The sequence below is a fragment of the Pseudomonas sp. NPDC085632 genome (assembly GCF_044541255.1).
Lineage (GTDB): Bacteria > Pseudomonadota > Gammaproteobacteria > Pseudomonadales > Pseudomonadaceae > Aquipseudomonas.
The window spans coordinates 1-13,670 of record NZ_JBITSX010000013.1 but is presented as its reverse complement, the minus strand read 5'-3'; the positions used below and the strand labels follow the sequence as shown (position 1 = coordinate 13,670).

At 59.2% G+C, this 13,670-nt stretch carries 14 protein-coding genes and 1 pseudogene; 12 read left to right on the top strand and 3 right to left on the bottom strand.

Features of this window, described 5'->3' with window-relative positions:
- Positions 1-141: 141 nt before the first annotated feature.
- From ACIF4X_RS11875 to ACIF4X_RS11860, 4 genes are all read left to right on the top strand, one after another.
- Positions 142-543, top strand: coding sequence for a lysozyme inhibitor LprI family protein (locus ACIF4X_RS11875; RefSeq protein ID WP_397482268.1), 402 nt, complete (start codon positions 142-144; stop codon positions 541-543).
- Positions 544-755: 212 nt separating this feature from the next.
- Positions 756-1,010 (top strand): type II toxin-antitoxin system RelE/ParE family toxin, encoded by a 255-nt coding sequence (locus tag ACIF4X_RS11870; protein WP_007911254.1) that lies wholly within the window; start codon positions 756-758, stop codon positions 1,008-1,010.
- A complete protein-coding gene (locus ACIF4X_RS11865; RefSeq protein ID WP_122596526.1) occupies positions 994-1,317 on the top strand; it encodes a helix-turn-helix domain-containing protein in 324 nt (107 codons plus the stop codon). The genes ACIF4X_RS11870 and ACIF4X_RS11865 overlap by 17 nt, the downstream gene beginning before the upstream one ends.
- 29 nt (positions 1,318-1,346) lie before the next feature.
- Positions 1,347-1,763, top strand: coding sequence for a DUF3010 family protein (locus ACIF4X_RS11860; protein WP_397482267.1), 417 nt, complete (start codon positions 1,347-1,349; stop codon positions 1,761-1,763).
- A gap of 94 nt (positions 1,764-1,857) precedes the next feature.
- Here ACIF4X_RS11860 and ACIF4X_RS11855 read toward each other — a convergent pair whose 3' ends face one another.
- Positions 1,858-2,802, bottom strand: a complete 945-nt coding sequence (locus ACIF4X_RS11855; RefSeq protein ID WP_397482266.1) for a GlxA family transcriptional regulator — start codon at positions 2,800-2,802, stop codon at positions 1,858-1,860.
- A 207-nt stretch (positions 2,803-3,009) separates the two neighbouring features.
- Here ACIF4X_RS11855 and ACIF4X_RS11850 point away from each other — a divergent pair, with 207 nt between their 5' ends.
- The 6 genes from ACIF4X_RS11850 to ACIF4X_RS11825 all read left to right on the top strand — a co-directional run bounded on the left by ACIF4X_RS11850 (position 3,010) and on the right by ACIF4X_RS11825 (position 8,579).
- Positions 3,010-3,954, top strand: coding sequence for a choline ABC transporter substrate-binding protein (locus ACIF4X_RS11850; protein WP_397482265.1), 945 nt, complete (start codon positions 3,010-3,012; stop codon positions 3,952-3,954).
- 120 nt (positions 3,955-4,074) lie between these two features.
- Positions 4,075-4,962, top strand: a complete 888-nt coding sequence (locus ACIF4X_RS11845) for a 3-keto-5-aminohexanoate cleavage protein (protein WP_397482264.1) — start codon at positions 4,075-4,077, stop codon at positions 4,960-4,962.
- Between the two features lie 150 nt (positions 4,963-5,112).
- On the top strand, positions 5,113-6,078 hold the full coding sequence (locus tag ACIF4X_RS11840; protein ID WP_095112755.1) for an L-carnitine dehydrogenase: 966 nt from the start codon (positions 5,113-5,115) through the stop codon (positions 6,076-6,078).
- Positions 6,079-6,305: 227 nt separating this feature from the next.
- On the top strand, positions 6,306-6,782 hold the full coding sequence (locus ACIF4X_RS11835) for a thioesterase family protein (protein ID WP_397482263.1): 477 nt from the start codon (positions 6,306-6,308) through the stop codon (positions 6,780-6,782).
- Between the two features lie 24 nt (positions 6,783-6,806).
- Entirely contained in the window at positions 6,807-7,970 is a 1,164-nt protein-coding gene (locus ACIF4X_RS11830; RefSeq protein WP_397482262.1) for a gamma-butyrobetaine dioxygenase, read from the top strand.
- Positions 7,971-8,315: 345 nt separating this feature from the next.
- Complete coding sequence (locus tag ACIF4X_RS11825) at positions 8,316-8,579, top strand: hypothetical protein (protein ID WP_095112758.1); 264 nt, start codon at positions 8,316-8,318, stop codon at positions 8,577-8,579.
- Between the two features lie 112 nt (positions 8,580-8,691).
- Here ACIF4X_RS11825 and ACIF4X_RS11820 read toward each other — a convergent pair whose 3' ends face one another.
- Both ACIF4X_RS11820 and ACIF4X_RS11815 read right to left on the bottom strand, forming a co-directional pair.
- The gene (locus tag ACIF4X_RS11820) at positions 8,692-9,795 is read right to left on the bottom strand and encodes a GlxA family transcriptional regulator (RefSeq protein WP_007949927.1); all 1,104 of its coding nucleotides are present in this window, start codon (positions 9,793-9,795) and stop codon (positions 8,692-8,694) included.
- A 549-nt stretch (positions 9,796-10,344) separates the two neighbouring features.
- The gene (locus ACIF4X_RS11815; RefSeq protein ID WP_397482261.1) at positions 10,345-11,721 is read right to left on the bottom strand and encodes an L-serine ammonia-lyase; all 1,377 of its coding nucleotides are present in this window, start codon (positions 11,719-11,721) and stop codon (positions 10,345-10,347) included.
- 437 nt (positions 11,722-12,158) lie between these two features.
- Between ACIF4X_RS11815 and ACIF4X_RS11810 the strand changes: the two genes are divergently transcribed.
- Complete coding sequence (locus tag ACIF4X_RS11810) at positions 12,159-13,103, top strand: choline ABC transporter substrate-binding protein (protein ID WP_034153600.1); 945 nt, start codon at positions 12,159-12,161, stop codon at positions 13,101-13,103.
- A gap of 66 nt (positions 13,104-13,169) precedes the next feature.
- Positions 13,170-13,670 (top strand): annotated as a pseudogene (locus ACIF4X_RS11805) (choline ABC transporter permease subunit); the annotation flags it as partial.

Here is a 13,670-nt window from a genome sequence, read left to right as displayed (position 1 = left end):
AACGACAGGGGAATTGCCGAAAGCGTCAATCCGCGACAAAGGGTCGCCAGACGCTCCGATCAGCTACCTGTTCAAGCCCGCCAGCTTGAGCCAGAATCTGGCGCATCTTGGAAACACCACTGGATTAGAGCGGCGACAACAATGAAATCGATCTTCCTGGCTTTGGCTTTGCTTGCGACCGGCGTACACGCCGCCGAAGAATCCGACAACAACCCCTGCGACGCCGTCGAAAACGACGTCCAGACCCTGGAATGCTCGACCTACAGCCGCACTACTGCAGAAGACCTGCTCAAGGACAACTACGCCAGCCTGACCGAACGCATGCAGACGGCGTATGGCAAGAACCCGACGCAATTGGCGGACATTACCGCCAAGATGAAGACCGCTCAGCAGCAGTGGCTGAAGACCCGGGATGCGGATTGCGCAGTGGAAGCGTTCCCGGCTACCGCTGGCAGCAAGGCGTTTACGATTGCGCAGAATGACTGCATCGCGAGGATGAGTGATGAACGGTCGGAGTTTTTGGAGTCGATTGGGCAGGAATAGTCCTCACAATTTGAAGGAAAATTGGCACTGTTTTCTGCAATTGCCTCGTGAATCTCTTCTTCTTACGGCACATGCCGACTTCGCCTACACCTATTGCGTGAAAGCCCCGATCTACGGGCGCTTCACGCAATATCCTGACAACTGTTCTTGATTGGCCACCTTAAAAATATAAGCAAAGATTCGCGAATCTTATAAAAGACTTATATTCTTCCATGAACAGCATCCACTGGACACGAAAGGCCGTTAAGCAACTCTTGAAATTGCACTCTGTGCATCAGGTACAGGTTCGAGATGCCGTTACGGCGCTTGCCGACATGCCTGATGTGGGCAATGTCAAAGCACTGATTGGCCATGACTACTCCTACCGCCTGCGTGTCGGTAATTATCGAGTCATGTTCGACTGGGATGGCGCAATCAAAGTGGTCAGTATTCAAGAGGTCAAGAAACGCGATGAACGCACCTACTGACATCCAAATCATCAACGACGCCGAGGGCAACCCCGCCTTCGTCGTCATTCCCTACGCGCAGTACGTTGCGCAAAAAATGCAGCCCGACCTGATTCCCCATGAGGTCGTCAGCCGGATGGTCGATGGGGCAACACCGATCCGTGCCTGGCGCGAACACCTCAACCTGACTCAGGAAGAAGTCGCTAAACGCATGGGTATTTCGCAACCGGCGTTTGCCCAGCAGGAAACAGTCGCCAAGCCACGCAAGGCCACTCGCGAGAAAATTGCGTCGGCGTTCGGCATCACCGCCAATCAGCTTGAGCTGTAAGCTGCCCTCTTCACTTCAAGGAATTCCCCATGAACATCTGCGGCATCGAAATCAAAGGCAGCGAAGCGATCATCGCCGTGGCCGCTCTCGACGGTTCGGCATTGAGCTACGTTCCCCTTGCTACCAAGAAAATCGCCCTCGAAGACGATGACGAGGCGGCCAACGTGAAGCTGTTCGCAGCGCAGGTTGCGTCGTTTGTGCGCGAGAACTCGATTGACCGGATTGCGATCAAAAAGCGCAGCAAAAAGGGTGAATTTGCCGGTGGGCCGACGACGTTCAAGATTGAGGGGATTTTGCAGTTGCTGGATGGCTGTGAGGTGACGTTGTTGTCGCCGCAGACGATCAATGCGCAGGCGAAGAAGCATAATTTCGAGCTGCCGGGGACGTTGAACAAGTATCAGCATGAGGCTTATAAGGCGGCGTGTTCGGCGTTGATGAAGAAGTAACTAACAGCAAGATCAAAAGATCGCAGCCTTCGGCAGCTCCTACATTGGAATGTATTTCCCTGTAGGAGCTGCCGAAGGCTGCGATCTTTTGATTTTAGGCCAGGGCGGTACGGCGGTCTTCGCGCGGGCAGCGGGCAAATTTGGCGCGGTAGCTGCGGGTGAAGTAGGACGGCGATTCGAAGCCGCAGGCGATGCTGACTTCGAGCACGCTCATGTCAGTCTGGCGCAGCAGTTGCCGGGCCTTTTCCAGGCGCAGACGCAGGTAGAAATTGCTCGGCGTGTCGTTCAGGTGCAGCCGAAACAAGCGCTCCAGTTGCCGACGCGTCACCTTGATCGATTCCGCCAATTGCAGCGTAGTCAGCGGCGGTTCGCTGTGCTGCTCCATCTCGCCGATCACTTGCACCAGTTTCTTGTTGTTGATGCCGTAACGCGTGGCGACTTCCATGCGCTGGTGATCTTTGCGCGGGCGGATGCGCCCCAGCACAAATTGCTCGCTGACCTGAATCGCCAGTTGCGGGCCGTGGGCCTGGGCGATCAGATCGAGCATTAAATCGATGGACGCCGTGCCGCCCGCCGAGGTGATGCGCCGGCGGTCGATCTCGAACAGTTCCTGGGTCACGCTGAGCTGTGGATAAGATTCCTTGAACGCGTCGATGGCTTCCCAGTGCAAGGTCAGGCGATGACCGTCGAGCAGGCCCGCTTCAGCGAGGACAAAGCTACCGGTGTCGATGGCGCCGAGGGTCACGCCGTCGTTATCCAGCCGCCGCAACCAGTGCTCCAGGGTTGGCGTGGCGAACTTGAGCGGCTCAAACCCGGCCACCACCAGCAGCGTCGCGCCTTTCTTCAACGGCTCCAGTGCCGCGTCGGCGTTGACCGACATGCCGTTGCTCGCCAACACCGCCCCGCCATCAGCACTCAACACATGCCAGCGGTACAACTCGCCACGAAAGCGGTTGGCCACACGCAGCGGTTCAATTGCGGAAATAAAACCGATGGCGGAGAACCCCGGCATCAGCAAGAAGTAGAAATCCTGGGACATGTGCGCACTCGATTCGCAGGTAACGAAAGGGAGGGGAGCGTGGCTCGTTGATACGCCGATTGTCGTCAGCGTTCAAGCGCACAGGTCGCTACAGTGCAAATGCCAGTCGCCGCAGTGCGTTTTCACGGGCGCATTGCTGCGTAACTTTGCATCACCGGCACGACAGATGCCGGAACCCACAATAAACGACCTGCCGAGGAACCCGACATGAAACGACTGATCAGCAGCTGTGTTCTTGCACTCAGCGGTACCGCTTTCTTGAGCGCCAGCGTCATGGCGGCCGACCCGGCGGCGTGCCAGAACGTACGCATGGGCGTGGTCAACTGGACCGACGTGATCGCCACCAGTGCCATGACCCAGGTCCTGCTCGACGGCCTCGGCTACAACACCAAACAAACCAGCGCCTCCCAGCAGATCATCTTCGCCGGGATTCGCGATCAGCGCCTGGACCTGTTCCTCGGTTACTGGAACCCGCTGATGACCCAGACCATCACCCCGTTCGTCGACGCCAATCAGGTCAAGGTTCTCGAAGCGCCAAGCCTGAAAGACGCCCGCGCGACCCTCGCGGTGCCGACCTATCTGGCCGACAAGGGCCTGAAAACCTTCGCCGACATCGCCAAGTTCGAAAAAGAACTGGGCGGCAAGATCTACGGCATCGAGCCAGGCTCGGGCGCCAACACGCAGATCAAGGCGATGATCGCCAAAAACCAGTTCGGCCTCGGCAAATTCCAGCTGGTCGAGTCCAGTGAGGCCGGCATGCTCGCCGCTGTCGACCGCGCCGTGCGCCGCAAAGAGGCCGTGGTGTTCTTCGGCTGGGCGCCGCACCCGATGAACGTCAATGTGAAGATGACTTATCTGACCGGCAGCGACGACGCCCTCGGCCCGAACGAAGGCATGGCCACCGTGTGGACCGTCACCGCGCCGAAATACGCCGAGCAGTGCCCGAACGTTGGCCGTCTGCTGACCAACCTGACGTTCACCGCCGAGGACGAGAGCCGGATGATGCAGCCGCTGCTCGATCACAAGGACGCTTTCGAATCGGCCAAGCAATGGCTCAAGGATCACCCGGAAGACAAGCAGCGCTGGCTCGAAGGTGTGACCACGTTCGATGGCAAACCGGCGGCTGAAAACCTCCAGCTGACCAGCAAATAACCCTCTCATTTAAAAGCCCCTCACCCTAGCCCTCTCCCAAGGGGAGAGGGAACTGGACGAAGCTTCGCAGCCCCGAAAAGGGCTGCGGAAAGACCCATCACGCCTGAAGGAAACCGCACCATGAACCACGACGTCATCATCACCTGCGCACTCACCGGTGCTGGCGACACGACCGCCAAGAGCCCACACGTGCCGGTCACCCCGAAACAGATCGCGACCGCAGCCGTCGAAGCAGCCAAGGCCGGAGCCACGGTTGTGCACTGTCATGTGCGCGATCCCCAGACCGGCAAGTTCAGCCGTGACGTGGCGCTGTACCGCGAAGTGATGGAGCGCATCCGCGAGGCGGACGTCGACATCATTGTCAACCTCACCGCCGGCATGGGCGGTGACCTGGAGATCGGCGCCGGCGAGAACCCGATGGAGTTCGGCCCGAACACCGATCTGGTCGGCCCGTTGACTCGTCTCGCCCACGTTGAACAACTGCTGCCGGAAATCTGCACTCTCGATTGCGGCACCCTCAACTTCGGCGATGGCGACACCATTTACGTCTCCACCCCGGCGCAATTGCGGGCCGGTGCCAAGCGCATCACCGAGTTGGGCGTGAAGGCTGAGCTGGAGATTTTCGACACCGGTCACCTGTGGTTCGCCAAGCAGATGATCAAGGAAGGCTTGCTCGATAACCCGTTGTTCCAGCTGTGCCTGGGCATTCCTTGGGGTGCCCCGGCGGATACCACCACCATGAAAGCCATGGTCGACAACCTGCCCGCCGACGCGGTGTGGGCCGGGTTTGGCATTGGCCGGATGCAGATGCCGATGGCCGCGCAAGCAGTGTTGCTCGGCGGCAACGTGCGGGTCGGGCTGGAAGACAACCTGTGGCTGGACAAGGGCGTGCTGGCGACCAACGGCCAATTGGTCGAACGCGCCACCGAAATCCTCAGCCGCCTCGGCGCCCGCGTGCTGACCCCGGCGGAAGGCCGCAAAAAAATGGGCCTGACCCAGCGCGGCTGACCTATCCCCAAAACGGGGCTGACTGGCCCCACTTTTAATCTGTAGGAGCTGCCGAAGGCTGCGATCTTTTGACTTTGATTTTTAGAAGCAAGATCAAGAGATCGCAGCCTCCGGCAGCTCCTACAGGGATTACTTCCTCGGGAAATTCCTATGAGCTTTATCACCGAAATCAAAACCTTCGCCGCGCTGGGCAGCGGTGTCATCGGCAGTGGCTGGGTGGCCCGCGCCCTTGCCCATGGCCTTGACGTGGTGGCCTGGGACCCGGCACCGGGCGCCGAAGCAGCACTGCGCAAACGCGTCGCTAATGCCTGGGGCGCGCTGGAGAAAAACGGTCTGGCGCCGGGCGCTTCGCAGGATCGTCTGCGCTTTGTCGCGACCATCGAAGAGTGCGTGCGCGATGCCGATTTCATTCAGGAAAGCGCCCCGGAACGTCTGGAGCTGAAACTCGATCTGCACAGCAAAATCAGCGCCGCGGCCAAGCCGAATGCGTTGATCGGCTCAAGCACTTCGGGCCTGTTGCCGAGTGAGTTCTACGAAAGCTCGACGCACCCGGAGCGCTGCGTGGTAGGCCACCCCTTCAACCCGGTTTATCTGCTGCCGCTGGTCGAAGTCGTGGGCGGCAAGAACACCGCGCCCGAGGCCGTGCAAGCGGCGATGAAAGTCTACGAATCCCTCGGCATGCGCCCACTGCATGTGCGCAAGGAAGTGCCCGGATTTATCGCTGACCGCTTGCTCGAAGCGCTGTGGCGTGAGGCTCTGCACCTGGTCAACGACGGTGTCGCGACCACTGGCGAGATCGACGATGCGATTCGTTTTGGCGCTGGTTTGCGCTGGTCGTTCATGGGTACGTTTCTGACTTACACCCTGGCCGGTGGTGATGCCGGCATGCGCCACTTCATGTCGCAATTCGGCCCGGCGTTGCAGTTGCCATGGACGTATCTGCCGGCGCCGGAGCTGACTGACAAGTTGATTGATGATGTGGTGGATGGCACCAGTGATCAGCTCGGCCGTCACAGCATTTCGGCGCTGGAGCGCTATCGTGATGATTGCTTGCTGGCGGTGCTGGAGGCGGTGAAGAGCACCAAGGAGAAGCATGGGATGAGTTTCAGCGAGTGATGTGTCTGGCATGACATCGCTGCCCTCACCCTAGCCCTCTCCCGGGGGGAGAGGGAACTGACCGTGGTGTTTTTGCGAGCTACGCCGACTTGCTACACCGAGCCGAACTCAGGACTTGAAAAGCTTGAAGATCGGCTCCCTTTCCCCCTCTCCCCCCTGGGGGAGAGGGCTGGGGTGAGGGGGTAGCTTTTGATCTTGAAGACCACCTAACTGCCGGAACCCAAACCATGCCACACCTCACCACCTACCAAACCACCATCATCCCCGACTGGGTCGACTACAACGGTCACCTGCGCGACGCCTTCTACCTGCTGATCTTCAGCTTCGCCACCGACGCGCTGATGGATCGCCTCGGCATGGACAGCAACAACCGCGAAGCCAGCGGCCACTCGCTGTTCACCCTCGAACTGCACCTCAACTATTTGCACGAAGTTAAGCTCGACACCGAGGTCGAAGTGCACACGCAAATCATCGGCCACGACAGCAAACGCCTGCACCTCTATCACAGCCTGCACAAGGTCGGTGACGAGCAGGAACTGGCCGGCAACGAACAGATGCTGTTGCACGTCGACCTCGCCGGTCCGCGCTCGGCGCTCTTCAGCCCGGACACCTTGAACTGCCTGCAAGACATCGTCGCCGAGCAGAAAGACTTGCCCGCTCCCGCTTACATCGGCCGCGTCATCGCGCTGCCGCCTGCAAGGTAAATCCATCGATCGCAAGGAGCCGCCATGAACACCGCTGCCGCTGTTGCCGATTTCCGTACTTATCCGTTGATCAGCGCGCTCGGTGGCGTGCAGACCCTGGCGGATCGTGTTGCCATTGAATGGGCTGACGGGCGCATCAGCCCGTTCCACCATGTCTGGTTGCGGGACAATTGCCCGTGCCCGAAGTGCGTCTACAACATCACCCGCGAACAGGTCTTCGAGATTGTCGACGCAGCTGAAGACCTCAAGCCTGTCGCCGCGCATATCGATACTGACGGCTGCCTGCGCATTGACTGGCAGGACGGCCACCTCAGCCGCTTCGATCCCGGTTGGTTACGCGCACACGCCTACGACGATGATTCCCGCGCCGAACGTCTGGCGGGCAAACCCAAGCCTTACCTGTGGCGCAGCGATTTGCAGTTGCCTGTGTTCGACTATTCGGCACTGATGAACGACAACGCCGCGCTGCTGCAATGGCTGATCACCGTGCGCGACATCGGTCTGACGCAAGTGCGCGGCGTACCCACCGAACCCGGTTCGCTGAAGCTCATCGCGCAACGTATTGCCTTCATTCGTGAAAGCAACTTCGGCGTGCTGTTCAACGTGCAGTCCAAGGCCGATGCCGACAGCAATGCCTACACCGCTTTCAATCTGCCATTGCACACCGACCTGCCGACTCGCGAGCTGCAACCGGGCCTGCAGTTTCTGCATTGCCTGGTGAATGACGCCGAGGGTGGCGAGAGTATTTTTGTCGATGGCTTTGCGATTGCCGACGCACTGCGCAGTGAAGACCCGGCGGCGTTCCAGGCGTTGTGTGAAATCCCGGTGGAGTTTCGCAACAAGGATCGCCATAGCGACTATCGCTGCCTGGCGCCGATCATCGCCTTGGACGCTCTGGGCAGAGTCGCCGAAATTCGCATGGCGAACTTTTTGCGCGGGGCGTTCGATACGTCGGTGGAGCAGATGCCGGTGTTGTATCGGGCGTATCGGCGGTTTATTGCGATGACGCGTGAGCCACGGTTTCGGTTGATGCAGCGGCTCAATGCGGGCGAACTGTGGTGCTTTGATAATCGCCGCACGTTGCATGCGCGCAATGCGTTTGACCCGGGCACGGGGGCACGGCATTTTCAGGGCTGCTATGTCGACCGGGATGAGTTGTTGTCGCGGATTCTCGTGTTGCAACGCTAGACCTTAAAAAGATCGCAGCCTTGGGCAGCTCCTACATTGGAATGCGTTTCCTGTAGGAGCTGCCGAAGGCTGCGATCTTTCGCTTTGCAGCAGGCCAAAAAAAGCCCCGATACCAGCCGTGACTGGATCGGGGCTCAAGCTACTGTTGAGGAGCTGCCGTGCGAGGGTGACCAAACCTTCGTGTTGCAAGCTGAGTTCAGTGTGCCCACTCTCTTGAGCGGCAAGTTAGCCGAAAACGACCTGTTCATAGTCGTCGCAGCCACGCAGACAAAACGCCCTTGCCGTGCCCCGGCGGGGCTACCAGAATCGAGCCACGACCTCCGTTACCGAAGAAGGATGCGCGTCATGATGTATGCCGATTTGATCGATCAGGAAGATTTGTTGGGCCAGCTCAAGGCATTAGGCATTCAAGTACCCAGTGGTACTACCGCCGATCAGGCTTGCGAGTGCGCGGTCCGCGGTCTGGATAATGTTCGCGCGTTTGAACTGCGCAAGATGGTCAAGGACATGTACACCAGCGGCGCCAGCATCCAGCCGGCGGTACGCCAGGCGATCGACAAACAGTTGTTGCCGGCACTCGCCGATTTCCAGCAAAGCCACAGCGCCTGACAGGCCCTTATCGCTGGCAAGCCAGCTCCCACAGGATCTGCGCCGGACACAAATATTGTGTTCAACCGGACCACTGTGGGAGCTGGCTTGCCAGCGATGAAGTTGACTCGGTCTAGAGCCTTACGCTGGCAAACGTCGACTCATTGCGCGCCTGACTCAACGCCGACATCGGCCCCGACAGCGGCGACATCACGATCGCCTGCGGCAGCGGCAGCATCGCCACTTGCTGGGTGGTGTTGGAGCCTACGCGCTCGTCACGCGGCGGAATGCCGAAGTACTCTCGGTAGCACTTGGAGAAGTGCGGCGTGGAGACGAATCCACACACCGAAGCCACTTCGATGATCGACATCGGTGTCTGCTTGAGCAACTGCCGGGCGCGGATCAGGCGCAGCTTCAGGTAGTAGCGCGACGGCGAACAATGCAGGTATTTCTGGAACAACCGCTCCAGCTGACGACGCGACACGGCGACGTACACCGCCAACTCATCAAGGTCGATCGGCTCTTCGAGGTTGGCTTCCATCAGCGCAACGATTTCCTGCAATTTCGGCTGGTTGGTGCCGAGCATGTGCTTGAGTGGCACGCGCTGGTGGTCCTGTTCGTTGCGGATGCGTTCGTAGACGAACATTTCCGAGATCGCGGCGGACAGTTCACGACCGTGATCGCGGCTGATCAGGTGCAACATCATGTCCAGCGGCGCGGTGCCACCGGAGCTGGTGAAACGGTTACGGTCGAGGGTGAACAGACGCGTGCTCATGGCCACGCGCGGAAAAGCTTCCTGCATCGCCGCCAGACATTCCCAGTGCACGCTGCAATCGAAACCGTCGAGCAGGCCAGCGCAGGCCAATGCCCAACTGCCGGTGCACACGGCGCCAAGACGCTTGGACTGGCGTGCCTGGCTTTGCAGCCACGAGACGTGTTCACGGGTCACGGTGCGTTGAATACCGATGCCGCCGCAGACAATCACGGTGTCCAGTGGCGGGGCTTTGTGCATGGAGGCATCGGGAGTGATTTGCAGACCGTCACTGGCCCACACCTGGCCGCCATCGACGGTGAGGGTGCTCCAGCGATACAGCTCGCGACCGGACAATTGGTTGGCCATGCGCAGTGGCTCTACTGCGGAGGCCAGGGAAATCAGCGTGAAATTGTCCAGCAGCAGAAAGCCGATGGATTGAGGCGCACGGTTCTGGGGTTGGGCCCCGGAGTTGAACGACGTCATCGCGGTATCTCCTCACACAAAGCAGGTGATGGCCTCAGGCGGAGGCTCTTGTTATTGCCAGCGTTCTCGCGTGGGAGACGGGCTTTGTTATGACAGAGCAATTGCCATGCCTAAAATTGGATGGCCGTTCAATAACTCCTGAAAACGACGTCGCGACGTGTCTATACGAGCCGTCCGACGAAAGGCATTTCGAAGTGCCATTAGTGTTGCTGAGCGCCCTGCCCCGAGGCGTGTGAGCAAATCGGTAGCACTTGTGGGAACTGGCCTGCGCGCAGTTTGCGGGGAGTGTCACCGCAAGCACGGGTGACGGACGGTCGAGGGTCTGAGCGCTTGTAACAGGTGGGAAAGACTCTTATCTGTTTGCGACGCGCTAAAAGGTGGCGTGGTTTATTGTCTGTGTTCACTTGATGAGCAATTTTGACTGGTCTGGCCCCTTCGCGAGCAGGCTCGCTCCCACAGTAGATCTCCAGCGAACACAAAATTGGTGAACGCCAGGTTCCAATGTGGGAGCGAGCCTGCTCGCGAAGAATTCACCTGGGTGTCACTGACTCAGCACTCAACCGCACTGACCGCCAACCCACCCCGCGATGTCTCTTTATATTTGTCATGCATATCCGCGCCGGTATCGCGCATGGTGCGAATCACCCGATCCAGCGAAATAAAGTGCTGACCATCACCACGCAACGCCATCTGCGCCGCATTGATTGCCTTCACCGCCGCAATCGCATTGCGCTCGATGCACGGCACTTGCACCAGACCACCGACCGGATCGCAGGTCAGCCCGAGGTTATGTTCCAGGCCAATCTCCGCCGCGTTGCACAACTGCTCCGGCGTAGCGCCAAGAATCTCCGCCAGCCCCGCCGCCGCCATCGCGCACGCTGAACCGACCTCACCCTGACAGCCGACTTCAGCGCCAGAGATCGAAGCATTCTTCTTGCACAGAATCCCCACCGCCGCTGCACCGAGGAAGTAGTCGACCACGTTGGCGTCCGTCACCGCTTCGCTGAACTTCATAAAGTAGTGCAACACCGCCGGGATGATCCCCGCCGCACCATTGGTCGGCGCCGTGACCATACGCCCACCCGCCGCGTTTTCTTCATTGACCGCCAGCGCAAACAGGTTGACCCATTCCATCGCGCTCAGCGTCGAGCCGATCACGTTGGGCTTACCCAATTCCTGAAGACTGCGATGCAACTTCGCCGCACGCCGACGTACATTCAAACCGCCAGGCAGGATGCCTTCGTGTTTCAGCCCCTGCTCGACGCAATCCTGCATCGCTCGCCACAGTTTCATAAGGCCGGCACGGATCTCTTCTTCACTGCGCCAGACCTTTTCGTTGGCCAGCATCAGTTCGGCGACCCGCAGGTTGTTCTTTTTACAAAGCTCCAGCAATTCAACCGCGCTGGAAAAGTCGTAAGGCAGTTCAGTGCGATCCAGATCGACCACGCCACTGGACGCCTGCGCCTCATCCACGACGAAGCCCCCACCGACCGAATAGTAGGTGTCGCGATGCAGTTCGCCGTGATCGCCCTCGGCAACAATCGTCATCGCATTGGGATGGAACGGCAGGTTCTCATCGATCAGACGCATGTCTCGCGCCCAGACGAACGGCACTGACAAACGACCATCCAATAAAAGCGTGTGAGTTTCGCGCAGCGCCTGGATACGCGGACCGATCTGCGACGGGTCGATTGCATCCGGCCACTCGCCCATCAGCCCCATGATCACCGCGTTGTCGCTGCCGTGACCAATGCCCGTGGCCGACAGTGAACCGAACAACTGCACTTCGATCCGCCGCACCTGTTCCAGTTGATGCTGGCCCCTTAACGACTCGACAAACAACGCCGCCGCACGCATCGGCCCGACGGTGTGGGAGCTGGAAGGGCCGATGCCGATTTTGAACAGGTCGAAAACGCTGATAGCCATTGCTGCAGAGCTCCTGAGGATGCCGGTCCGGGACGCGAAAGCGCCCGCTGGCGGAGCTGCTACGCTCAAGCTGCGATCCGCCGGAATGCCCGCATCATCAGGCTTTTATCGGGGAGCACGGCGTCTGACACCGACGCACTCATGTCCACCAGCGCCGCGCCGTTTTCGCCCCGGTTTTTCGCCGTTTTTGTGCGGCTCAGAGGGCTGAACGGGGTAGAAAAAAGCTGTAAACGACGTCACTGACACTAGATACGACCATCCCTGTACTGGATACGACCCCCCCTGTAGGCGTCAGATTTTCACTGGTACATGATCGTTATGACTCGATTGCAAGGCGCCGTGACAGAGCTGTCTCCAGAACGCCATCCAACCGCAACCTATAAGTGCGGTGGTCCACAGTCGGAACACTGCCAAAAAAAACACCAAGGAGTCCATCCATGAAAGGTTCCCCGTCGTTGTTGTTGGCCGCCATGCTGAGTCTGCCGTTACTGGCGCAAGCTGCAGAACCGGCGCAATGCAGTACCGTTAACTTCTCCGATGTCGGCTGGACCGACATCACCGCCACCACCGCCACCACCTCCGTAGTCCTCAACGCCCTCGGCTACAAGACCAAGACCACCATGATCTCCGTGCCTGTGACCTACAAGTCGCTGGCCGACGGCAAGAACATGGACGTGTTCCTCGGCAACTGGATGCCGACCATGGAAAACGACATCAAGGCCTATCGCGACGCGGGCACCGTGGAAACCGTGCGCACCAACCTCAAGGGCGCCAAGTACACCCTCGCCGTGCCGCAAGCCCTGTATGACAAAGGTCTGCATGACTTCGCCGACATCGCCAAATTCAAGAAAGAACTCGACGGCAAGATCTATGGCATCGAGCCTGGCAACGACGGCAACCGTCTGATCCAGAGCATGATCGACAAGGACGCCTTCGGCCTGAAGACCGCCGGTTTCAAAGTGGTTGAATCATCGGAAGCGGGCATGCTCTCGCAAGTGGATCGCGCGCAAAAGCGCGACACCGCCGTGGTCTTCCTCGGTTGGGCGCCGCACCCGATGAACAAGCGCTTCAAGATTCAATACCTGACCGGTGGCGATGATTTCTTCGGCCCCGATTTCGGTGCTGCGACCGTGGCGACCAACACCCGCAAGGGTTACGCCGAGGAATGCAGCAACGTTGGTCAGTTGCTGAAGAACCTGGAGTTCAACGTCGACATGGAAAGCGAACTGATGGGCAACATCCTCGACGACAAGATGAAGCCTGACGCGGCCGCCAAGGCCTGGCTGAAAAAGAATCCACAAGTGCTCGATACCTGGCTCGCTGGCGTGACCACCATTGACGGTAAACCTGGCCTGGAGGCCGTGAAAGCCAAGCTTCAGTAATCGCTTATGCCGGGTGGGTTCGCCCACCCGGGCTGTTTATTTCCTTGCATGCGGACGTTCACTACCATGCTGATTGATCAGAAAATACCTCTAGGCCAGTACATCGCGGGCTTCGTTGAATGGTTGACGCAACACGGCGCCAACACCTTCGACGCAATCGCCGTGACCCTGGAAACGATGATCCACGGCGTGACGTTTGCGCTCACCTGGTTCAACCCTTTTGTCTTGATCGGCCTCATTGCCCTGCTCGCGCACTTCATCCAGCGCAAATGGGGATTGACCGTTTTCGTCATCGCTTCCTTTCTGCTGATCCTCAATCTGGGGTACTGGCAGGAAACCATGGAAACCCTCGCCCAGGTCATGTTCGCGACCCTGGTCTGCGTGGTCATCGGCGTGCCGCTGGGCATCGTCGCCGCGCACAAACCGATGTTCTACACATTAATGCGTCCGGTACTCGATCTGATGCAGACCGTACCGACCTTCGTTTACCTCATTCCTACCCTGACCCTCTTCGGGCTGGGTGTGGTGCCGGGCCTGATCTCCACGGTGGTGTTCGCCATCGCTGCG